The sequence below is a fragment of the Paenarthrobacter sp. AT5 genome (assembly GCF_032764245.1).
Taxonomy (GTDB): Bacteria; Actinomycetota; Actinomycetes; order Actinomycetales; family Micrococcaceae; genus Arthrobacter; species Arthrobacter ureafaciens.
Map to the genome: position 1 here is coordinate 2,653,134 of NZ_CP136441.1, position 21,965 is coordinate 2,675,098.

Annotated in this window: 18 protein-coding genes; 5 read left to right on the forward strand and 13 right to left on the reverse strand. The window is 64.2% G+C overall.

Going from position 1 to position 21,965, the window contains the following annotated elements:
- Nucleotides 1-256: 256 nt before the first annotated feature.
- The gene (locus RI444_RS12190; protein ID WP_021470566.1) at nt 257-1,126 is read left to right on the forward strand and encodes a GerMN domain-containing protein; all 870 of its coding nucleotides are present in this window, start codon (nt 257-259) and stop codon (nt 1,124-1,126) included.
- 36 nt (nt 1,127-1,162) lie between these two features.
- Here the strand turns inward: RI444_RS12190 and RI444_RS12195 are convergent, their stop codons facing one another.
- From RI444_RS12195 to hrcA, 3 genes are read right to left on the reverse strand one after another with little or no spacing between them, the layout of a single operon-like run.
- A complete protein-coding gene (locus RI444_RS12195) occupies nt 1,163-1,939 on the reverse strand; it encodes a 16S rRNA (uracil(1498)-N(3))-methyltransferase (RefSeq protein WP_021470567.1) in 777 nt (258 codons plus the stop codon).
- Nucleotides 1,940-1,941: 2 nt separating this feature from the next.
- Nucleotides 1,942-3,069: a molecular chaperone DnaJ gene (gene dnaJ / locus RI444_RS12200; RefSeq protein WP_021470568.1), complete on the reverse strand. Its 1,128-nt coding sequence runs from the start codon at nt 3,067-3,069 to the stop codon at nt 1,942-1,944.
- Nucleotides 3,070-3,118: 49 nt separating this feature from the next.
- Nucleotides 3,119-4,126 carry a heat-inducible transcriptional repressor HrcA gene (hrcA, locus tag RI444_RS12205; protein ID WP_207604579.1) on the reverse strand — a complete coding sequence of 336 codons (1,008 nt, stop codon included), beginning with the start codon at nt 4,124-4,126 and terminating at the stop codon, nt 3,119-3,121.
- Nucleotides 4,127-4,342: 216 nt separating this feature from the next.
- On the opposite strand from hrcA, the gene RI444_RS12210 reads away from it, so the two are divergent.
- Together RI444_RS12210 and RI444_RS12215 are read left to right on the forward strand one after the other, a co-directional pair.
- A complete protein-coding gene (locus RI444_RS12210) occupies nt 4,343-5,194 on the forward strand; it encodes a DUF3097 domain-containing protein (protein ID WP_031215963.1) in 852 nt (283 codons plus the stop codon).
- Between the two features lie 115 nt (nt 5,195-5,309).
- A complete protein-coding gene (locus RI444_RS12215) occupies nt 5,310-5,723 on the forward strand; it encodes a DUF4870 domain-containing protein (protein ID WP_207604578.1) in 414 nt (137 codons plus the stop codon).
- 41 nt (nt 5,724-5,764) lie between these two features.
- Here RI444_RS12215 and hemW read toward each other — a convergent pair whose 3' ends face one another.
- Together hemW and lepA are read right to left on the reverse strand one after the other, a co-directional pair.
- On the reverse strand, nt 5,765-6,994 hold the full coding sequence (hemW, locus tag RI444_RS12220) for a radical SAM family heme chaperone HemW (RefSeq protein ID WP_207604577.1): 1,230 nt from the start codon (nt 6,992-6,994) through the stop codon (nt 5,765-5,767).
- Nucleotides 6,995-8,848 carry a translation elongation factor 4 gene (gene lepA / locus RI444_RS12225; RefSeq protein WP_207604576.1) on the reverse strand — a complete coding sequence of 618 codons (1,854 nt, stop codon included), beginning with the start codon at nt 8,846-8,848 and terminating at the stop codon, nt 6,995-6,997.
- Between the two features lie 174 nt (nt 8,849-9,022).
- On the opposite strand from lepA, the gene RI444_RS12230 reads away from it, so the two are divergent.
- Both RI444_RS12230 and rpsT read left to right on the forward strand, forming a co-directional pair.
- Nucleotides 9,023-9,571, forward strand: coding sequence for a type II toxin-antitoxin system PemK/MazF family toxin (locus RI444_RS12230; RefSeq protein WP_207604575.1), 549 nt, complete (start codon nt 9,023-9,025; stop codon nt 9,569-9,571).
- A 167-nt stretch (nt 9,572-9,738) separates the two neighbouring features.
- Nucleotides 9,739-9,999: a 30S ribosomal protein S20 gene (gene rpsT / locus RI444_RS12235; protein WP_021470575.1), complete on the forward strand. Its 261-nt coding sequence runs from the start codon at nt 9,739-9,741 to the stop codon at nt 9,997-9,999.
- A 105-nt stretch (nt 10,000-10,104) separates the two neighbouring features.
- On the opposite strand, the gene holA is transcribed toward rpsT, so the two are convergent.
- The 8 genes from holA to RI444_RS12275 all read right to left on the reverse strand — a co-directional run bounded on the left by holA (nt 10,105) and on the right by RI444_RS12275 (nt 21,884).
- Nucleotides 10,105-11,139, reverse strand: coding sequence for a DNA polymerase III subunit delta (gene holA, locus RI444_RS12240; RefSeq protein WP_062096911.1), 1,035 nt, complete (start codon nt 11,137-11,139; stop codon nt 10,105-10,107).
- On the reverse strand, nt 11,040-12,848 hold the full coding sequence (locus RI444_RS12245; RefSeq protein ID WP_207604574.1) for a ComEC/Rec2 family competence protein: 1,809 nt from the start codon (nt 12,846-12,848) through the stop codon (nt 11,040-11,042). Before RI444_RS12245 ends, holA begins: the two co-directional genes overlap by 100 nt.
- Complete coding sequence (locus tag RI444_RS12250; RefSeq protein WP_207604573.1) at nt 12,841-13,719, reverse strand: ComEA family DNA-binding protein; 879 nt, start codon at nt 13,717-13,719, stop codon at nt 12,841-12,843. The genes RI444_RS12245 and RI444_RS12250 overlap by 8 nt, the downstream gene beginning before the upstream one ends.
- A 64-nt stretch (nt 13,720-13,783) precedes the next feature.
- Nucleotides 13,784-14,767, reverse strand: coding sequence for a DegV family protein (locus RI444_RS12255; RefSeq protein ID WP_031215966.1), 984 nt, complete (start codon nt 14,765-14,767; stop codon nt 13,784-13,786).
- 77 nt (nt 14,768-14,844) lie between these two features.
- Complete coding sequence (gene leuS, locus RI444_RS12260) at nt 14,845-17,373, reverse strand: leucine--tRNA ligase (RefSeq protein WP_207604572.1); 2,529 nt, start codon at nt 17,371-17,373, stop codon at nt 14,845-14,847.
- A 301-nt stretch (nt 17,374-17,674) separates the two neighbouring features.
- Nucleotides 17,675-19,189 (reverse strand): glycerol kinase GlpK, encoded by a 1,515-nt coding sequence (glpK, locus tag RI444_RS12265; RefSeq protein ID WP_207604571.1) that lies wholly within the window; start codon nt 19,187-19,189, stop codon nt 17,675-17,677.
- A 62-nt stretch (nt 19,190-19,251) separates the two neighbouring features.
- Nucleotides 19,252-20,004, reverse strand: coding sequence for an MIP/aquaporin family protein (locus RI444_RS12270; RefSeq protein ID WP_021470582.1), 753 nt, complete (start codon nt 20,002-20,004; stop codon nt 19,252-19,254).
- A 92-nt stretch (nt 20,005-20,096) separates the two neighbouring features.
- Entirely contained in the window at nt 20,097-21,884 is a 1,788-nt protein-coding gene (locus RI444_RS12275; RefSeq protein ID WP_069694550.1) for a glycerol-3-phosphate dehydrogenase/oxidase, read from the reverse strand.
- Between the last annotated feature and the right edge of the window lie 81 nt (nt 21,885-21,965).

Sequence of the window (21,965 nt, forward strand, 5' to 3'; positions counted from 1 at the left end):
CCGTTACGAATTTGTCTCAACTCGGCATCGGGCCGATATCAATCCTGTTGCAGTTGCCCCGGTACCCCCAAAAGCCGGCAGGACGCCGTCGTACATGTGCCAAGCTGGCAAAGCAGGAAGAAACAGGAACAACACTGTACGCACTACCGGCCGCCCGGAAACGTCGGCCGCGAGGCAAGGAACCCCCATCACCAAGCCGGCAAACAACCAGCAAGGCGCGCAGCGGCGGAGAAAATCCGCAGTAGCGGCGCCTGCGATGCTTGCTGTCCTATTGCTGACGGGCTGCATAGCCAACGGCGGCAACACACCGGCCACCTCGGGACCTCCCATCAGCGTCCAGGACGCTCCCGCGAGCAATGCCCCCCTTGAGACAACCCAGGCTTCGACCAAAATTCCCGTCTATTGGATCGGGCGCAGCAAGGACAACGTCTACCTGTACCGAGAGTTCAGGGACATCTCCGGCGATGAGAACCCGGTGACCACGGCGCTTCGGATCATGATGGCGCAGAAGCCCTTGGACCACGACTTCTTCACGCCATGGCAGGACCCCGGGAGCCTGGCCACTTCCATCTCCGGCAAGAACGTCATCACAGTGGACATCTCCCGGGATGCGTTCAACGCCAACCTCGACGCCGGGATGGCCCAAAGAGCCGTACAGCAGCTGGTCTACACGGCGTCGGCGGCGGCGTCCTCCTCGGGCCTGATCAACTCGGGCCAGCAAATCCAGGTAGTCATCCTGGTGGACGGGCACACGGACTTCATGGCGTTCGGGCAGGTGAAGCTGGGCCAGCCCATGGCACGTGATGCCTCACTGGTGGCGCCGCTGTGGATCATCGATCCTCAGGAAGATGCCTCGGTGCCCGCGGGTGCGGTGAAGTTCAACGGGCGCAGCACCGACAGTTCAAAGCCCGTGAACTGGCAGATCCTCCAGGACAACGGCTCCGGAACGCGGACCAGCAAGCTTACCGGCCAGGCGAAGCCAACCGGAGATCCCGGACAATACGGGGTTTTCTCCTTCGGGGCCACGCTGAAGCCCGGCAAGTATGAACTCCGGGTTGTTCAGGTGGATGAATCCGGCCGCGCAGACGAGACCACCCTGGACACCCGCCTCTTCAAGGTCGAGTGAGCCCTGGCCCGGGCGGTTGGGCCGGTCCGCCGTCTGCTAACGCCAGCGGCCCAGAATATCGCTCAACAGAACGACGGCGGCCGGTCCGGCCGTTGACGATCGCAACACGTGGTGCCCCAAAAGCGCCGTCACCGCGCCGGCATCACTGAGCCTGGTCACCTCACGGGGAGCCATCCCACCCTCTGGACCGACGATCAGGAGGACTTCCCTCGCGGCGTCCGGGCCGCTGTTCGAGAGGAACCCGGCCTCCTCAATCACCGAACGCAGGGAGTTCTTGGCGTCCTCGTGGAGGATCACCGCCAAATCCGCCGCGGCGGCCGCTTTGGCCAACGCTGTAGTGTCCACCAGGTCCCTGACTTCAGGAATCCAGGCCCGGCGTGCTTGTTTCGCTGCTGCAGTCACCACGGACTGCCACTTCGCGTGCGCTTTCGCGGCGCGATCGCCCTTCCACCGCACAATGGAGCGCTCCGCCTGCCAGGGGATCACAGCATCAATGCCGAGCTCGGTAGCCGTTTCGATGGCGAGTTCGTCGCGGTCTCCTTTGGCAAGCGCCTGCACGAGCACCAACCGGACAGCGGGACGTTCCTCAAAGGCTACTTCTTCCGCAACCACGGACAGCGAGCCTTGCCCTGCCTCGGAGACCCTACCCGTCAGCCTGGCACCTTCACCGTCGGAAATATCCACCGGTTCGCCCGCGGACAGACGCTTCACTGTCACGGCGTGCCGCGCCTCCGGGCCCTCCAGGACAAAGACGGAACCAGACACCAATCCGCCAAGGCTGCCGGCGGGGGCGAAGAATACGGGGTTGCTCACCGCTACAGGTTACCGAGCTTGTCCCGCAGCTTGGCGAACATCCCGCCGCTGGCAACGAGCTTCCCGTCCGTGAACTGTTCTCCGCGGAGTTTGGCGAGTTGACGGAGCAGGTCTTCCTGGGCGGCGTCCAGCTTGGTTGGCGTCTCCACGTGCAGGTGCACTTTGAGGTCGCCGCGGCCGTAACCGCGAAGATGCGTCACGCCGAGCCCGCGCAGGGTGATGATCTCGCCGGACTGCGTACCGGCCTTCACATCGATCTCCTGCGGACCGTCGAAGGTCTCCAGGGTCAACTCCGTGCCTAGTGCGGCTGCAGTCATGGGAACACTTAGCGTGGCGTGGAGATCGTCCCCTTCGCGGATATAGGTGGAATCGCTGTTGACGCGGATCTCCACGTACAGGTCGCCTGCCGGACCACCGGCGGGGCCTGCCTCGCCCTGGCCGGACAGCTGGATACGGGTCCCCGTGGCCACACCGGCGGGCACTTTGATGGTGAGGGACCGGCGGCTGCGGATCCTGCCCTGGCCGCTGCACTCGTTGCAGGGATCCTTGATGATGGTGCCGAATCCTTCACAGGATCCGCAGGGCGCGGTGGTCATGACCTGACCCAGAATGGAGCGCACAGCGCGCTGGACCTGGCCACTGCCGCCACAAATGTCACAGCGTTCCGGGTGGGTACCCGGACGGCAGCAGCTGCCGTCACAGGTGGGGCACACAACAGCGGTGTCCACTTCGAGCTTCTTGTTGACGCCGAACACGGCGTCCTTGAGATCAATGCGCACGCTGATGAGGGCGTCCTGGCCACGGCGCACGCGGGACGCGGGCCCTCCGTGACCCCCGCCCCCGCCAAAGAAGGTGTCGAAAATGTCCTGGAAGGCAAAGCCTTGCCCGGAATAGCCGCCGCCGAAGCCGTTGTCCGTTCCGTTTTCATTGCCCGTGGCGTCGTACACCCTGCGTTTTTGCGGGTCTGACAGGACTTCGTAAGCGTGGGTCACGGCCTTGAAGCGTTCGGCGACATCCTCCCCCGGATTTACATCCGGGTGGAGCTTGCGCGCCAACTTGCGGTACGCCTTTTTGATCTCTTCCCCGGTGGCTTCCGGCGAGACTCCCAAAACGTCATAGTGGCTGCTCAAAGTCGGTATCTCTTCCTTGTTGTACTGCGGTCTTTGGTGACGGCCGGTTTCAGCCGCCGAGAATTCGGGAAAGGTAGCGCGCTACGGCGCGGACTGCCGCCATGGTGGTGGGGTAGTCCATACGGGTGGGACCGAGGACTCCAACCTTGGCGCCGGAACCGTAACCGGTAGCCACCACGGAGGCCTCGGCCAACCCGTCGTAGGGATTTTCCCGGCCGATGCCCACTGTCACGCCGCGCGGATCATCCCCCATGTCCGACAACAACCGGAGCATGACAACTTGTTCCTCAAGGGCCTCCAGCACCGGCCCTATGCTCAGGGGGAAGTCCACGTTGGAACGGGCGAGGTTGGCCGTGCCGGCCATCAGGATCCGCTCTTCCTTACTGGTATCGCTGAGGGCCTGGAGTCCGTTGGCCAGCATCTGGGCCAGTCCCCGCAGCTCCGGCGGGCACAGCGCCACCACGGACGGCAAGACCTGCGGAAGGAGGTCCATCTGCGTGCCGGCGATGCTGCCCAGGAACCGTGAACGCAGCGCCATGAGGGCCTCGTTGGCAACGTCGGCACCGGCATCGATGACCTTCTGCCCAACGCTTCCAGTGTCGGCAATCAGCACCACGAGCACTTGCTTTGGCCCGAGGAGGACGAACTCAACATGGCGCACCACGGCGCGCTTGGAGTGCGGATACTGCACGACGGCTACCTGGTTGGTCAGCTGCGACAGGAGCCTCACGGTCCGCTCAAGGATGTCGTCCATATCATCCGGCCCCTCAAGCAGGGAGTGGATGGCACGACGCTCAGCGGCCGACAAGGGCTTTACCTGGGAGATCCGGTCGACGAACAGGCGGTAGCCCTTGTCCGTCGGAATACGGCCGGCGCTGGTGTGTGGCGCTGCGATCAGCCCCTCTTCTTCAAGCACCGCCATGTCGTTGCGGATGGTCGCACTGGATACGCCCAGGTGGTGGCGTTCTACCAGGGCCTTGGAACCAACAGGCTCCCGCGAATGTACGTAGTCCTCAACAATGGCACGCAGCACTTCGAGTTTGCGTGGCTCACTCATTCCAACACCTCCTGACAGACCATCCGGCCCATGCACTGATGCACGAGGGACCTTCAGCTGACCCTTTTGCTTAGCACTCGACATGCCCAAGTGCTAACAAGTCTAGTATGAGCCACCGCGTTGCTAGCATTGAAACCGCCCGCGCAGACATCCATGGCAGGCCTGGCGGCGACTGCGGCCCGGCAGCCGTCCAAGCCCGAAGAGGTAGGTCATTCCTTGGCTTATGACACCTGGGGTCCACAGGACCTGACCGCTCCTGCCCAACAGCGGCTCCCGGAGGTACCCGTGCAGCGCGGGATGGTGCTGGAGGATGCCCAATCCGGTTGGGTGGGTGCGGTCACCCGCGTGGAAAAGTCCGGCGGGATGCACATCGTGGCCCTCGAAGACCGGCGCGGAAAAACCAAGTCCTTCCAGCTGGGCTTCGGCTTCCTGCTGGAAGGTCAGCCCATCCGGCTCCTGCCTCCCGCGCCCAAGGCGCCCGCCACTGCAGCCTCCCCCACCCGGACAGCTTCGGGTTCCGTGCGCGTCAGTGGCCAACGGGCCCAGGTGGCCAAAGCGAGCCGCATCTGGGTGGAGGGCAAGCACGATGCGGAACTCGTGGAAAAAGTATGGGGTGACGACCTCCGCGTGGAGGGCATCGTCGTCGAGCCCCTGCACGGGGTGGATGACCTCAAAGCCGCGATAGCAGCCTTCAACCCCGGCCCGGGGCGCAAACTGGGAATCCTCGTGGACCACCTCGTAGCCGGCTCCAAGGAATCGCGGATCGCCGCCGAAGCGATGACCTTGCCGGGCGCTGCCCGTAACGTCCTGATCGTGGGACACCCCTACGTGGATGTCTGGCAGGCGATCCGGCCCAAGGTCCTTGGCATCGCCCAATGGCCCGATGTTCCCCGCGGTACGGACTGGAAGACGGGGATCCTGCGCGCTTTTGGCTGGCCGCACGAGACTGCGGAGGACATCGGAATCGGCTGGCAGCGCCTTTTGGGCGCGGTCCGCACCTACGCCGACCTTGAAGCCTCCCTCCTGGGCCGCGTCGAGGAAGTCATCGACTTCCTCACCGCGCCCTGACTCCAGCGCCCGGGCGTCCGACGGCGGCGGGCGGCGGGTTGGTCCCGGAACAGCCCCGGACCCTATATTCTGGGACAGCAACACCGCAGCATTTTTTATAGCAAAGGGAACCAACGTGTCAGAGAACGCCCCAGAAGAACCGGGCAGGGCCGCAGGTCAGCCCCAGTACCATGGCGCGCCTGCAAACGCACTCCCTCTCACAGCCAGCGAGGACCGCCAGTGGGCAACCCTGGCGCACTTCGGTGGAATCCTCGGGTGCCTGCCCTCGCTGCTGATTTACTTGATTTTCCGCGACAGGGGTCCCTTTACAGCGCAGGAATCCAAGGAAGCGCTCAACTTCACGCTGCCGCCCACCATTGCAGCGGCCGTAGCGAACATCCTCGTACTGCTACCGGTTGTAGGGAACATCTTTGCCGTCATCGCCACGGCAATCTGGGTGGCACTCACGTGCTTCTCCGTCTCCGCCGGCATCCGCGTGAACCACGGCCAGCCGCACCGCTACCGCCTCAACCTTCGCTGGATCAAGTAGCGGCGACGCCGATCTTTCCGCAGGGCCGATCTTTCCGTAAGTCAGTCCGGCAGGATGCGCCGCACTACCGCATCGGCCAACAAACGTCCCTTAAGGGTCAGCACCAAGCGACCCTGGAAGGCCGCAGCAGGTTCGGCCAGGCCATCGGCTATCAAACCCGCCACAGCACGCCTGCCGTCCTTGTCCAAGCCGTCTATTGCCAGGCCTGACACAAGCCGCGCCTCCAGCATGATCCGCTCCACGTCCCGTGTTCCGGCGTCGAGCGTTTCCCTGCCCGCAGCCGGAGATTCTCCGGCCACCAGGCGGGAAGCATAGGCAGCGGGGTGCTTCACGTTCCACCACCGGACGCCACCCACATGGGAATGCGCTCCGGGGCCGATACCCCACCAGTCGTCGCCGCGCCAATATGCCAGGTTGTGGCGGCAGGCCTGCTCAGGTGTCCTGGCCCAGTTGCTGACCTCATACCAGCCCAGGCCGGCTTCCGAGATCAGCTGGTCGGCAAGTTCATACTTGGCCGCGTGGTCGTCGTCGTCGATGCCGGGCACCTCGCCACGGCGGATCTGGGCGGCAAGCTTGGTCCCCTCCTCCACGATCAAGGCGTAGGCGCTGATGTGGTCGGGCTCGTAGGAGAGCGCGGTCTCCAACGACTCCCGCCAGTCGGCCATGGACTCCCCCGGCGTCCCGTAAATCAGGTCCAGGCTGACGGCCAGCCCTGCTTCCCGGGCCCACTGGACAACCTGGGGGACACGGCTTGGCGTGTGGGTCCGGTCCAGTACCTTGAGGACGTGCGGGACTGCCGACTGCATGCCAAAGGAGACGCGGGTGAAGCCGGCGTCCTTGAGGACCTGCAGCGATTCACGGGTTACCGAATCCGGGTTGGCCTCCGTGGTGACCTCAGCGCCTTCTTCCAGCCCCCAATGCCCCACTGCGGTCCGCAGGATCTCCGCGAGGTCTTCGGCCGGCAGCAGCGTGGGCGTGCCACCGCCAAAGAAAACGGTACCCATGGGACGCCGCGGCAGGCCTGAATCCTTAAGCACTTTCGCTGCGAAGTCCACCTCCGACGCTGCGGTACCTGAGTAGGCAGCTTGTGAGGCTCCCCCGCCCAGTTCCGTCGCGGTGTAGGTGTTGAAATCGCAATAGCCGCACCGCACCGCGCAGAACGGTATGTGGACGTATAAGCCGAACTTCCGGCGTCCGACGTCGGCGAGCACCTGCGACGGCAGCAAGCCGTCAGCAGGTGCCGGATCGCCCAAAGGCAGGACGCTTGGCATTTACTTCTTTGCCTTGTCCTTCGACTCGTCAGTGGTGAGGGCAGCGATGAAGGCTTCCTGCGGCACCTCGACGCGGCCCACCATCTTCATGCGCTTCTTGCCTTCCTTCTGCTTTTCCAGCAGTTTGCGTTTACGGGTGATGTCACCGCCGTAGCACTTGGCAAGAACGTCTTTGCGGATGGCCCGGATGCTCTCGCGGGCGATGATGCGGGAGCCAATGGCAGCCTGGATGGGCACCTCGAACTGCTGCCGCGGAATGAGCTCGCGGAGCTTCCCGGTCATCATCACACCATAGGAATAGGCCTTGTCGCGGTGCGTGATGGCACTGAACGCGTCCACTTGTTCACCTTGAAGCAGGATGTCGACCTTGACGAGGTCGGCCACTTGCTCGCCGTCGGCCTTCCAGTCCAGCGAGGCGTACCCGCGCGTCTTGGACTTCAGGAGATCGAAGAAGTCGAACACGATCTCGGCCAGCGGGATCCAGTAACGGAGTTCGACACGGTCCTCGGACAGGTAGTCCATGCCCTTCATCTGACCGCGGCGGCTCTGGCACAGCTCCATGATGGCGCCGACGAACTCGTTGGGCGCCAGGACGGTAGCGGAGACCATCGGTTCGCGGACCTCGGCGATCTTGCCTGTGGGGTACTCGCTGGGGTTGGTGACGTGGACAACCCGCTTGTCTTCCAAGATGACCTCATACTCCACGTTGGGAGCAGTAGAGATGAGGTCGAGGTTGTACTCGCGTTCCAAACGTTCGCGCGTGATCTCGAGGTGCAGCAAACCGAGGAAGCCGACGCGGAAACCGAAGCCCAGCGCAGCTGACGTCTCAGGCTCGTAGACCAGGGCGGCGTCGTTGAGCATCAGCTTTTCCAAGGCGTCGCGGAGTACCGGGTAGTCCGTGCCGTCCAAGGGGTAGAGGCCGGAGAAGACCATCGGCTTCGCATCGGCGTACCCGCTGAGCGATTCCGAGGCCGGTTTGGCCTGGTTGGTGACAGTATCGCCGACCTTGGACTGGCGGACATCCTTCACGCCGGTGATGAGGTATCCCACCTCGCCTACGCCCAGGCCCTTCGACGGGGTGGGCTCAGGAGAGCTCACGCCGATTTCGAGGAGTTCGTGGGTTGCACGGGTCGACATCATCTGGATGCGTTCGCGGGGGTGGAGCTTGCCATCCACCACACGGACATAGGTGACCACGCCACGGTACGTGTCATAGACCGAATCAAAGATCATGGCACGCGCGGGAGCGTCCGGATTGCCAACAGGTGCCGGAAGATCGCGGACGATCTTGTCCAGCAGAGCCTCGACGCCTACGCCCGTCTTACCGGAAACCTTGAGGACATCTTCCGGATCTCCACCGATGAGGTTGGCAAGCTCAGCCGCGTACTTCTCCGGTTGCGCAGCGGGGAGGTCGATCTTGTTCAGCACCGGAATGATGGTGAGGTTGTTCTCCATAGCCAGGTAGAGGTTGGCCAGGGTCTGGGCTTCGATGCCTTGGGCAGCGTCAACCAGCAGCACTGCTCCCTCGCAGGCTGCCAGGGAGCGGGATACCTCATACGTGAAGTCCACGTGGCCCGGGGTGTCGATCATGTTCAGGGCATAGGCCGTGCCGTCAACCTCCCAGGGCATGCGGACGGCCTGTGACTTGATGGTGATGCCGCGCTCACGCTCGATGTCCATGCGGTCCAGATACTGGGCTTTCATGTCGCGCTGTTGAACGACGCCGGTGTACTGCAGCATGCGGTCGGCCAAGGTGGACTTACCGTGGTCGATATGGGCAATGATGCAGAAGTTCCGGATGATGGCCGGATCTGTTGCGGCGGGCACCGGTGCGGTGCGGGCCATGGGAGACACGCAGGGTCCTAACTGTCGGCATTCAAGCGGCAGTTCCGCAAGCCGGGCAGGGGCCAGCTGAGGAGATACCGCACATCTGATCCTCCAGTGTCCCATGAACCAGCCGTTCCCCGTACATCAGGGCAGGGCGGGGCCATCACCATCCGGCGGGGATGGGGACGGTAGCTTGGTCCTATGGCTCTGGACTTACGACCACTCGGCAAAGCACTCCTGCGATCCCTGAGGGCATTGGGTGGTACCCCAAGCAGGACGGCGACTCCTCCCCGTCCCCGGCCAGGCGGGACCCGGCAAGCAACCCGGCCCTCCGGCGTCGTGTCTAAAACCGGGACCTACCCCGGCGACTACCGCGGAAGCGTGCGCGCCAGCTACTCCCCCAAGCCTGACGGCAAGCCTGATCCGGGGGAGATCGTGTGGAGTTGGGTCCCCTATGAGGAAGACCACTCCCGCGGCAAGGACCGCCCGGTTCTCCTGGTGGGGCGTGACGGCCAATGGCTCCTCGGACTCATGCTGACTTCCAAGGACCATGACAACGGAGCGCGCGCCGACGATTACGTCGATGTCGGCACGGGTCCGTGGGACCGTCAGGGCCGGCCCAGCGAGGTCAAGCTGGACAGGGTCATCCGACTGGATCCGAACGCCATCCGACGCGAAGGGGCGGTGCTCGGCCGGCAGGCTTTCCAGGAAGTCATCAGGGCCCTGGCGGACTCATCCATGCGGCGTTGAGCGGTAATTCCTGCCACGACGGTCTTTCTGCTATCCTTTATAGCTGTGTGTCCGTGCAGGTCGACGGCCATACATGGTTGGCTGCCATAGGCATCCCCACGCCGCTCAGTCGATGGCCAACCTGACAACCCTCTAGACCATTTCCGCATTAAAAAGAGAGTTCATACGTGGCTAATATCAAGTCCCAGAAGAAGCGCATCCTCACCAACGAGAAGGCTCGCCTGCGTAACAACGCCGTCAAGTCCGAGCTGAAGACGGCCATCCGCGCCGTCAACACCGCCGTTGCGTCTGCTGACAAGGATGCTGCTGCAACTGCACTTGTTGCTGCCAGCCGTAAGCTGGATAAGGCTGTCAGCAAGGGCGTTATTCACAAGAACAACGCTGCAAACCGCAAGTCGGCGATCTCCAAGAAGGTCAACGCACTCTAAGGTTTTTCCAGTTCGACTGAGCTGAACAGGAGGCCGGCACCCCAGGGTGCCGGCCTCCAGGCTTTAAGCGTCATCCTGGGCCCCGTAGCGCCGGCCCGGCTTCTGCTACCGCCGTTGGGCGGACGTCGCAATCACTGTCACGGCGTGCTCCACGGCATAAACGGGATCGCGGGAGAGGCCCTTTACCTGCGCATCTGCTTCGGCGATGACCTGGATTGAACGAATCAGCCCCTCGGGAGTCCAGCGGCGGACATCCCGCTGCGCCTGCTCCACCAACCAAGGCTGCATTCCGAGATTCTTGGCAATTGACGCCGAAGACCCCCTGGCGCCCGCGACCTTGGCAAGTGTCCGCAGCTTCGCCGCCAGCGCTGCCACCAAGGGAACAGGGTCCACACCCGTGGACAACGCGTGACGGAGGGTGGAGAGGGCCAGTGGTCCATTTCCGCTCATAGCCGCGTCTGCCACCTTGAAGGCCGTGGCCTCCACCCGGCCCCCGTAGTAGCGATCCACCGTCTCAGCCGTGACGGCCGTGGTGGCGTCAGCGATCAATTGGCTGCATGCCGCGGCAAGCTCGGACAGGTTGGCGCCCACGGCGTTTACCAATGCCTGGACCGCGTCACCCTGGATCCTCCGCCCGGACGCCTTGAACTCTGCAACCACGAAGGACGTCTTGTCCGCGTCCTTCTTCAGGGGCTGGCAATCGACGACCGGCCAGCCCCCGGCCTTCACGGCATCCAGGAGCTTCTTCCCCCGGACTCCGCCGGCATGGCGAAGGACCAGGACCACATCATCTTCCGGCTGCGCAAGGTACTTGATGGCATCGGCCAGGAAAGCGTCGTTCATGGATTCCAGGCCCTCCACCTCCACCAACTTCCCCTCGCCAAAAAGCGACGGAGCGACAGTCATGGCCAAGGAACCGGCCTCATAGGAAGCCGCATTGAGTTTGGTGAGCTCAACATCCGGGGTGGCCGAACGCACTTCGGCGCGGATACGGTCCATGGCACGAATTCCCAAGTACTCCTCGGGCCCTGCGATGAGGACTACCGGGGCGGGCGACGCGTCACGCCAGCCGACGCTGTTCGCCGCAGCGCCCTTGGCCCGGGCCTCGCTCTTGTTCCGGGAATTTTGGGCAGCAGCCACTGGGGGTTCCTTCCGGAGGGATGTTTGCAGGATTCAAGTCTGCCACGTTTGCTCCGGCGCTTCCTATGGAACGTGATGGGACCGCCAGGGCGGGCACCATTGCGCACCTCCCAATCCTTTAGACGCCGCACAAGGCGTTGATGAACGCCACGAACACCCACCATGACGCCGGTCGGATGAAGCACAGCCCACGTTCCAAAGAGGGTAAGAGCCGACAAGAGCACCATGGCACTGACCCCCACCGGGCCGTCTGCCCACGGGAGGCCGGAACCGGGCAGGCCGGCAAAGTACCGGGCTGTTGCCGCTACGGCAGCCGCGGCGTTCCCGGCTACGAAGAAGAGGACGGGCGCCAGCCACGGAACCAGTGCTGAAACAGGGACGGCCAGCGTCCCGAGGATGGTCACCGGCGCCACGAAGATTCCAGCCACAACATTTGCCGCGAGGGCGTACGGCGACAGTTGCGGCTGAACGAGGACGATCACGGGCCCGCACGCCAGCTGGGCGGACAACGGAACGGACACTCCCGCCGCCAGCCATCGGGGCACCCAAGGGGGAAACCACGACGTCAGGCGCCGGGCCAGCAACACGATGCCCAAGGTGGCAAGGACGGACAGAAGGAATCCGAAGCTGACGGCCAGGCCCGAGCTGACCAAGAGGAGGGCGGTGGTGGCGAGACAAAGGAACGACAGTGACCTCCCACGTTGGCCCGTCGTGAGGGCTACTAGACCCACAAAGCCCATCACTGACGCCCGTAGAACACTCGGATCGGGTCCCACCAGGAGGACAAATGCAGCCAGGCCCACAACAGCGACGATGGCTGCCAGAGGCCGTGACAGCCGCAGCGAACGGGCAAGCAGGATAAAGCCGGCCAAAATCAATGAGCAATTGGAGCCGCTTACAGCCGTTAGATGTGTCATCCCGCAGGTTTCCATCGCTGCTTTCAGGCTCGCGGGCAGGGTGCTGGTGTCCCCGACCACCATCCCCGGCAGCAGCCCCGCCGGGTCCGGTTCCAGCAGCTCCGCGGCGGACAAGCTGAACCGTTCCCGTGCCCGGGCTGCCGAGTCCTTGGGATCAAACGCGCTACCCACCTGAGTGGGCCCGGTGGATGCTGACAGCGTGGCAGCATCGGGCTCTCCGGGCCTTGGCTCCTTGGGAATCCCCGTCGTCCTGACGGATTGCCCCGGCCTGACATCTTTCCATGCATCATTCCCCAGGACCGTAAGTGTGGCGGTTCCGCTGACTTTGCTGCCGTGCGCGGTGAGGTTCTCAAGTTCAGCCTGCACCATCCAACGCCCCTCGCCGCTGCCACCCGGCGCAGGAACAGGCGCCGGAATCCCGGCCACCCGTATTTGGATGACCACAGGGTGCCCCTCGCTGACGGCAGCGGCCAACGGACCGGATTCCCGCTTTGCCGCGTCCACCGTGCAGTGGAGGGCAACCGCAGCACCAAGGAGGCAAGCAACCGCGAGGGTGACCGGGAGCGTCCGGCCCCGGCCGGCTTGCTTCCCGCGCATTCCCCCGGCCTTCCTGCGAACCGGACCTGCCAGCAACAACGCAGCAGCCCCTGCCGACAGCAAGGCCGTGAGAGCGGCCCCCGATTCCCGCAGGAAGGTGGTCCCGGCCAGCGCGGTCACCCAGACCACGATGACAGCCGGAACCAGGCGGACGTCGAGGCGCCCGTCATCGCCGTGGTCGCTACCCTCAGCCACCTTGCACCGCCACAAGGGGCCGCAGCGACTCCATCAGTTTGGGACCAATACCGTCCACGGCGTCCAGGTCATCAACGGACAGGAACGGTCCGTGGTCTTTCCGCCACGCGACGATCCGTTGCGCCATGACCGGCCCAACGCGCGGAAGGGTGGAGAGTTCTTCCACCGACGCCGTGTTGACGTTGATCTTGCCACCTGACGCGCGGGAACCGTCGCCGCCGGAGCCGTCGCTGTTGGAACCGCCGCCGCCGGAAGCACCACCGGACCCCACCGCAGTTTCGGGGATGTGGGACACGGCCCCTGCCACCGGTACCGTAATTTTCGCCCCGTCGGCAACCAGCTCCGCAAGGTTCAGAGCGTCCGTGGCAGCCTCGGGTGTGGCTCCCCCTGCCGCCTCCAGGGCTTCGAACACCCGGCTTCCCTCAGGCAAGGACACGACTCCTGGCCTGTTGACGGCTCCGGCGACATGCACGGTGACCTTCGGGCCGGCACCCGCGGGCGCCTTGGTGGGCGCAGCGTTTTCATCTGCCACGGGCTGTCCGGCGCCGTCCGTGATGCTTCCAGCTGACTCAAGGGGTGTGCTGGTGGTCGGTTCTGCCGAAGCCTGCCACATCAGCACGACGAGCAAGACCAGGCAAGCGCCGGCCACCAGGAGCGCCACCCGCCGCGAGGTGCGGAACCGTATCCGGGACGGCGGGGCCGAATCTTCTCCGGGACCCTCCGAGTCAGGCTCCGCAAAGGTCAACAGGGCCTCGCCGCGCGTACCCGGCGGGGCCTCGTCGCTGGTTCCCGGCCCGACGTGCCGGGAGAGCCGGTGCCGGAATGCCTCGGCTGCAGCGTCCGTGGACGCGTCCCTTTTCCGGCGTGGCATACAGCAAGCCTAGGGTCGACTCAGCACTCCCCTGCCGGGCATATCAGGCTATGTGGAAAACCCATCAGTTGCCGGGCGTACTGCTCTCTCCGACAATGACGGCCAGGACCCCCAGGCCGGCGTGTGCCGCGAGGACAGCCGGCAGGGAACTGATCTGCGCGGGCGGGCATTCCGGGCATCTTTCGGCAAGCCGAGCCGCCAAGGATTCCGCTTCCCCGGGGTTTCCGAAGTGATGCACCGCCAACCTGGCCTGACCGGTCGGCCGCGTGGCAATATCCGCGGCCACGATTTCCTCGAGCCGGGCTACAGCCCGGACCGCGGACCGCACCTTTTCCAGCGGAACGATCCTGCCGTCGTCGACCGCCAGGATCGGTTTGATGGAGAAGACCGTCCCCAGCAGCGACGCCGCGGCCCCAATGCGGCCGCCACGCCGCAGTTGTTCGAGGCTGGGAACGTAGAAATAGACCCGTGTGCGCTCCAGGCGCCGTTCAGCGAACGCGCGCACCTCCTCGGCCGACTGACCGGCAGCGGCAGCAACAACGGCACTTTGCACTCCCATGCCCTGTGCCATGCCGACGGTCCGGGAGTCCAGCACCTCGACGGGGATGTCCACCCGTTCGGCCGCAAGCCGGGCGGCGTCAACAGTGCCGGAGAGTTCGGCGGAGATGTGTACAGACACGACGGCTTCAAAGCCGCGTCGCTTGGCGGCCGCATAGGCTTGCTCAAACTGGCCGGGCGAAGGCCGGGATGTTTTCACCGGGGATCCGGAGGCGAGGGCGACCGCGAGGGTCTGCATGATGTCGTCCTCTCCCTCACCGTAGATCTCCTCCCCCACCATCACCGGCATGGGGACCACGGCGAGGCGGCCATCGGCGGCAAACGCGGAAACCCAGTCCGCCGGCAGTGCCGCCGCGGAATCAGTCACCACTGCTGTGCGCACGACGGCGGCACCCGGGTCCTGCGCGACCGGAACAGGCACAGTGGGCAGCCGCAAGCGGGAGAGGCGCTCCTTCAGCCACATCCAGGCGGGCGGTTCTCGATCCGGCACCCGGACCTCCTTTTAACGGTGCGCGGCCGCCGGCAATCGGAGCCGGCGGCCGCAATGTCCAAAAACCTGAACGATTGTCAGGCCGGAACGATGTTCACCAGTTTAGGCGCCCTGACGATGACCGTGCGGATGCCACGGCCGTCCATTGCACGCTGGACGTTTTCAGAAGCCAAGGCCAACTCCCGGAGTTCATCCTCGGAGATGTCCGGGGAAACTTCGAGGCGGTCGCGTACCTTGCCCTGGACCTGCACCACGGCAGTCACGGTTTCCTGGACGAGGAGCGCATCGTCATGCTTGGGCCATCCGGCGTTGGCCACCGAAGCGGCGTGCCCGAGGGCGCTCCACAGGTCCTCAGCCGTGTACGGGGCAAAGAGGCTCAGGATCACTGCCACCGCTTCCACGGCTTCGCGGACAGCCGGGTCGGCTCCGCCTGCGCCGGAGTCGATGGTCTTCCGCGTGGCGTTGACCAACTCCATGAGGCGGGCCACCACAACGTTGAATTTGTTGTTGTCCAGCAGCTCGGCAGCGTCAGCGATGGTCTTGTGCGTGACGGTGCGCAGGGCCCGGTCACCGGTGGCGGGATCCGTTCCGGGCTCGCTGGTGACGTCCTGGCCAAGGCGCCAGGCGCGTGCCAGGAACTTGCCCGAGCCGGACGGTGAAACGTCAGCCCAGTCGACGTCGTCTTCCGGTGGGGAGGCGAACACCATGGTGAGCCGGACGGCGTCCACGCCGAACTTGTCCAGCTGTTCGCCCAGGTCCACGCCATTGCCGAGGGACTTGCTCATGGCTTTGCCGCCGTTGAGCACCTGGCCCTGGTTCAGCAAGGCGCTGAATGGCTCGTTGGTTTCGATCAGGCCCATGTCCTTGATGACCTTGGTGAAGAAGCGGGCGTAGAGCAGGTGCAGGATCGCGTGCTCCACGCCGCCCACATACTGACCGACGGGCATCCAGTCGTTGATCTTTGCGGGATCGAACGGACCTTCGGTGTAATCCGGAGAAACGAAACGCAGGAAGTACCACGAGGAATCGACGAACGTGTCCATGGTGTCCGTATCCCGCTGGGCTGCGCGGCCGCAGTTGGGGCATTCGACGTTGACCCATTCGACGGCGGCGGCCAAGGGCGAGGTGCCCTTCGGCGCCAGTGCCTCGCCGCGGAGATCCGAAGGCAGGGTGACGGGAAGCTGATCGTCCGGAACGGGCACCTCGCCGCACTCACCGCAATGGATGATCGGGATGGGCGTGCCCCAGAAACGCTGGCGGCTCAACAGCCAGTCACGCAGGCGGAAGTTGACGAATTTCTCGCCGGTACCCAGTTTTTCCAGGACCTCGATGGCCGCGGGAATTGCTTCGGCCTTGCTGAGGCCGTCAAGGTCGCCGGAGTTCTTCAGCGTCCCCTCGCCGGCCGTCGCGATGCCGGTTTCGGCAGGATCGTCCTCGCCGGTGTCCAGGACTGCGCGCACCGGCAGGTTGAAGGCCTTGGCGAAGTCGAGGTCGCGCTGGTCGTGGGCAGGGACGGCCATGATGGCACCGGTGCCGTAATCCGCCAGGACGTAGTCGGCGGCCCACACGGGAAGCTTTTCGCCGTTCAGCGGGTTGATCGCGTAACGGCCCGTGAACACGCCGGTCTTTTCGCGCTCGGTGGACTGGCGTTCGATTTCCGAGAGCGCCTTGACTTTCTCGCGGTAAGCCATGAGTTCGTCGTGCTGCTCAGGGGTGACCAGGTCCAGGGCGAGGTGGGCGTCTGCAGCCACAACGAAGAACGTTGCCCCGTACAGGGTGTCCGGGCGGGTAGTGAAGACCGTGACTTCGCGTTCCGGGCGGCTGTCCGCAGCCTCAATGACGAAGCGGACGTGTGCGCCTTCGGAACGTCCGATCCAGTTGCGCTGCATCGCCAGGACGCGCTCGGGCCAGTGGCCTTGGAGCTGGTCCATGTCCTCGAGCAGGCGGTCCGCGTAGTCGGTGATCTTGAAGTACCACTGGTTCAGCGACTTCTTGGTCACGGCGGTACCGCAGCGCTCACAGGCTCCGTTGACAACCTGTTCGTTCGCCAGGACGGTCAGGTCCTTCGGGCACCAGTTGACCGGCGAGTCCTTGCGGTAGGCCAGTCCACGCTCGTAGAAACGCTTGAACAGCCATTGCGTCCAGCGGTAGTACTCAGGATCGGAGGTGTGCAGGCGACGCGACCAGTCCGCGGAGATGGCGTACCTCTTGAAGGACGCGGCCTGGGTGTCGATGTTGGCGTAGGTCCACTCGCTGGGGTGGGCGTTCCGCTTGATGGCGGCGTTTTCCGCCGGCAGCCCGAAGGAGTCCCAGCCGATGGGGTGCAGGACGTCGAAGCCCTTTTGACGCAGGTAGCGGGCAACAACATCGCCCATCGCAAACGCCTCCGCATGCCCCATGTGAAGGTCTCCGGAAGGGTACGGGAACATGTCCAGCACATAGCGGCGTTCCCGTGAGCCGTCATCGGCCGGAGTGAACACCTTGAGGTCTTCCCAGACCTGCGGCCACTTGGCTTCCATCGCAGCGAAGCTGTAGACGCCTTCTTCAGGCGCCGCGGCTGCGGCTGTCTGTGCTGTTCCGGTCTCTGTCTCCGGCTGAACGCTCACTGCTGCCCTCTTCTGTTCTTGATGGCGGAATAGTCCCCTGCTGCTGTTACTCGCACCGGGACCAAAATGCCCCGGACACACAAAAGCCCCTCAGCAAAGGAGGGGCGGCCGCTCGGCTGGTAACTGCCGGGCGGCTAACTAAGCAGAAGGTTCGCACGCATACACATACCTTACCGCACCAAGCCACTGCGGTTGGTGCGGCGACGGCGGGCTCGCAGGAAAGGGGCCGGTGACTGCCGCCATGGTGTGGTGGGCACCGCGAAGCGGGCGGGCGGTAATTGCCGGCCCCTTTCCGTACTACTTACTTAACGTCCTCGTCGACCCAATCCATGGACTTGGTCACTGCCTTCTTCCACAGCCGCAACTGCCTCTCCTGCTCAGCCTTGTCCATCTGCGGTTCCCAGCGCTTGTCCTCGCCCCAGTTGGCACTGAGCTCGCCGAGGTCGTTCCAGAAACCGACTGCCAGGCCGGCGGCGTAGGCAGCACCCAGGGCCGTAGTCTCGATGACCTTCGGCCGTACCACGGGGACACCGAGGATATCCGCCTGGAACTGCATCAGGGCATCGTTGGCGACCATGCCGCCGTCGACCTTCAGCTCGGTGAGCGGTACGCCCGAGTCTGCGTTGACGGCGTCCAGCACCTCGCGGGTCTGGAAAGCCGTGGCCTCCAGCGCGGCCCGGGCGATGTGGCCCTTGTTGGCGTAGCGGGTCAGGCCCACGATGGCACCCCGGGCATCAGCACGCCAGTACGGCGCGAAGAGGCCCGAGAACGCAGGAACAATGTAGACGCCGCCGTTGTCCTCCACAGCGGCGGCCAGTTCCTCGACCTGCGGTGCGGAGCTGATCATGCCGAGGTTGTCGCGCAGCCACTGGATCAGCGAACCGGTCACTGCAATGGAACCTTCCAGCGCATAGTGCGGCTTCTGGTCGCCAAGCTTGTAACCGAGCGTGGTGAGCAGCCCGTTCTTGGAGTGGACGATTTCCTCACCTGTGTTGAAGATGAGGAAGCAACCGGTGCCGTAGGTATTCTTCGCCTCGCCGGCCTGGAACGCCGCCTGGCCGAAGGTGGCCGCCTGCTGGTCACCGAGGATGCCGGCCACGGGAGTTTCGCGAAGCAACTGCGACGTGTGGACGTGGCCGTAGACCTCGGAGGAGGACTTGATGGCCGGCATCATGGATACCGGAACGCCGAAGATATCCAGGATTTCCTGGTCCCATTGCAGCGTTTCGAGGTCCATGAAAAGCGTGCGTGAAGCGTTGGTGACGTCCGTGACGTGCACGCCGCCGTCGGTGCCGCCGGTCAGGTTCCACAGGACCCATGCGTCCGTGTTGCCGAACAGCAGATCGCCGGCCTCAGCACGTTCGCGGGCTCCGTCGACGTTGTCCAGGATCCATTTGATCTTGGTGCCGGAGAAGTACGTTGCCAGGGGCAGGCCGACTTTCTGTTTGAAGCGGTCTCCCCCGCCGTCCTTGGCGAGCTCGTCCACGATCGGCTGCGTGCGGGTGTCCTGCCAGACGATGGCGTTGTAGACGGGCTCACCAGTGTTCTTATCCCAGACGACCGCGGTTTCGCGCTGGTTGGTGATGCCCACGGCCGCGATGTCGTGTCGGGTCAGGTTCGCCTTGGACAGGGCCGAGCCAATGACCTCGCGGGTGTTGTTCCAGATTTCAGCCGCGTCATGCTCCACCCAGCCGGCCTGCGGGAAAATCTGCTCGTGTTCCATCTGCCCGGACGACACGATGCTGCCGGAGTGGTCGAAGACGATGGCGCGGGTGCTGGTGGTGCCCTGGTCAATGGCGATGACGTATTGGTTCATGGTGACGTCCTTGTCTTGGTTCTTGTTGGATAGGGAGTTCTAGCCTTGTGTGGAACGGATTGCTAGCCGGCGATCGCGGGCATGATGTCGGGGACCCAGAGCGCCACGAGCCCTGCCAGCCCGCCACCAACCAGCGGCCCGACGACGGGAATCCACGAATACGCCCAGTCGCTGGTGCCCTTGCCCTTGATCGGAAGGATTGCGTGCGCGATGCGGGGTCCAAGGTCACGGGCCGGGTTGATGGCGTAGCCCGTGGGACCACCGAGTGATACACCGATACCGACGACCAAAAGCGCTACGGCCAACGGCCCCAGGCCGGACGGGGTACCGCCGAAGGTCAGGATGACGAAGACGAGGACGAACGTGCCGATGATCTCAGTGATCAGGTTCCACGGGGTGGAGCGGATAGCCGGCCCGGTGGAGAAGGTGCCCAGCTTGTTGGCAGCCAGCGGTTCGGCATCGAAGTGCTGCTTGTAAGCCAGCCAGCACACAACAGCGCCGAGGAAGGCGCCCAGCAGTTCGCCGCCGAAGTAGGTCAGCGTGGAACCGAAGGTCACAGCGACGTCGGGCGCGTATTCGCCCTTCCCATTGACCAGCAGGCCGAGGGTGACTGCGGGGTTCAGGTGCGCGCCGGACTTTGCAGCCACGAAGACGCCCGCGAAGACCGCAATACCCCAGCCCCACGTCACCATCAAGAATCCAGCGTTGTTGCCCTTGGTGCCTTTGAGTGCAACGTTGGCCACGACGCCGCAACCCAGAAGGGTCAGCATCATGGTTCCGAATACTTCGGAAAGGAAAACAATTCCAAGAGACATCTTTGACTCCTCATTTTTCTGTTGTCAGCCTCCTCGCGGGTTGAAGAGGCTGTTGGAACGGCACCGTCGCCGGTGCCGTTCCGATGGTGGGTTTAGTCCACCAAGCTGTGTACGTTGACCCTGTGGTAACGCTGCAGGACCTCCTGTGCATGGCGTACTTCGCTTTGCCGGGCCGCTTCATCCCATCCCATGGGGCCGGCCAGTACCGCGGCGAGCTCATTGAGCAGCTCACCCGTGACCAGCCCCCGGAACGCCAGGGAAGTACGTCGGATGAGCACATCCACCAAGTGGCCAACCTGCTCGTTCTGTGCCATGAATTCGAGTTCGCGGACGCTCAGCTCCCGGGTTGAACGCAGCGAAGCGTCATTTCCGGCCTTGAGGTAGGCGATGACGTCCTCGGCACGGGTGCCGTAGCGGGTCAGCAGGCCTTCCACCCGGCCGGCGTCGAGCCCGGGTCCCATGTGCTTCTTGATCCACTCCTGCTCGCCTTCGGCCGTCGCCGGATAGCCGGCGCCACCGCCGATGGGGAGCTTCGCCGTCGAGACTTTGCGTGCCAGTCCCAGTTCGCGGAGGACGTCGTTGGTCATGTGTTCGGCCAGCGCGCGGAAGGTAGTCCACTTGCCGCCAACCAGGCTGAGTACGACGGCGGCCTTGCCGCCCGGCGTGGCCACTGCGGCATCGCCGGTGCGGACGCTCCGTTCGATCCTGTAGTCCCTGGACACGAAGCCGGGCTGCGTTTCATCGTGCCGCGGTAGTGGCCGCACCCCCGAGAAGCTGTAGACGATGTGGTCGCGGTTCACGGAAATGGTCGGGAACACATGCCCCACCAGGTCGAAGAAGTAGTCCACCTCGGCGTCGGTGCATACTGCGTCTTCGCCCATGTCCGCGTCAACGTCGGTGGTGCCTACCAGGACGCGGTCGCCCATGGGGTAGATCAAGACAATGCGGCCGTCGGTGTGCTCAAAGAAGATTTCCCGGCCGTTGCAGGCTTCCAGGAGCTCAGGATGGTCCAGGACGATGTGGGATCCCTTGGTACCGCCCATGAAACGGCTGGCAGCACCCATGGCCTGGTTGGTGAGGTCCACCCAAGCGCCGGTCGTGTTGACGATGACGTCAGCCTGGAAATCGAACTCTTCGCCGGAGAGCTCATCCCGGAGCCTGGCGCCGTGTGGGCCCATGCCTGCAAGCGAGACGTAGTTGCTGGCCCTCGCTGTTCCGCCCTGCTGTTTGCCGGAGGAAAGGCCGGCCTTTTCGCCGTCCTGCAGCACGTCAAGGGTAAGGCGCTCCGGATTGTGGACCGATGCGTCAAAGTAGGTGGCCGAGTACTTGATGTCCTGGCGGAGCCGCGGCAGCTCAGCCAGCGCCTTGTCACGGCCGAGGAACTGGTGTCGCGGTACAGTGCCGCCGTCACGGGAGAAGAAGTCGTACATGGTCAAGCCGAGCTTGATGAGGAAAGCGCCGCGCTCCTTCGGCTTGCCCTGCTTGTGGGTGAGGAAGCGGACAGGTGCAGCCAGGATTCCGGAGAACGTGCTGAAGATGGGGATGGTGGTCTGCAAAGGCTTGACGTAGTGCGGCGCGATGCGAAGCAACCGGTTCCGCTCCACGACAGATTCCTTGACCAGCCGGAACTCACCGTTCTCGAGGTAGCGGATCCCGCCATGGATCATGTGCGACGAGGCGCCGCTGGCGCCCTGGCAGTAGTCGCCACGCTCCACGAGGGCCACATCCACGCCTTGGAGTGCCAGATCACGGAAAGTCCCGACGCCGTTGATCCCACCACCGATGATGAGGACCTGCGCTGACGGCCGTTCCTGCAAGGCCGCCGCAGATCCACGTCGCTGTGTTCCAACTGACTGGCCGGAATTCCTGTTGTGTCCCAAAACTGCTCCCTTGGGCTTGGCTTGTGCGCAACTTTTTGTCACGGCACCTGTCACCACTAATCTGGCGAAGGTGGAAAATGT

What these genes read in the sequence shown, in the direction of transcription:
- RI444_RS12190 (WP_021470566.1), top strand. Translation starts at nt 257, where the DNA reads ATGCTTGCTGTCCTATTGCTGACGGGCTGCATAGCCAACGGCGGCAAC.
- hrcA (WP_207604579.1), bottom strand. Translation starts at nt 4,126, where the DNA reads ATGAGTGAGCCACGCAAACTCGAAGTGCTGCGTGCCATTGTTGAGGAC.
- hemW (WP_207604577.1), bottom strand. Translation starts at nt 6,994, where the DNA reads ATGCCAAGCGTCCTGCCTTTGGGCGATCCGGCACCTGCTGACGGCTTG.
- RI444_RS12230 (WP_207604575.1), top strand. Translation starts at nt 9,023, where the DNA reads ATGGCTCTGGACTTACGACCACTCGGCAAAGCACTCCTGCGATCCCTG.
- RI444_RS12250 (WP_207604573.1), bottom strand. Translation starts at nt 13,719, where the DNA reads ATGCCACGCCGGAAAAGGGACGCGTCCACGGACGCTGCAGCCGAGGCA.
- glpK (WP_207604571.1), bottom strand. Translation starts at nt 19,189, where the DNA reads ATGAACCAATACGTCATCGCCATTGACCAGGGCACCACCAGCACCCGC.
- RI444_RS12270 (WP_021470582.1), bottom strand. Translation starts at nt 20,004, where the DNA reads ATGTCTCTTGGAATTGTTTTCCTTTCCGAAGTATTCGGAACCATGATG.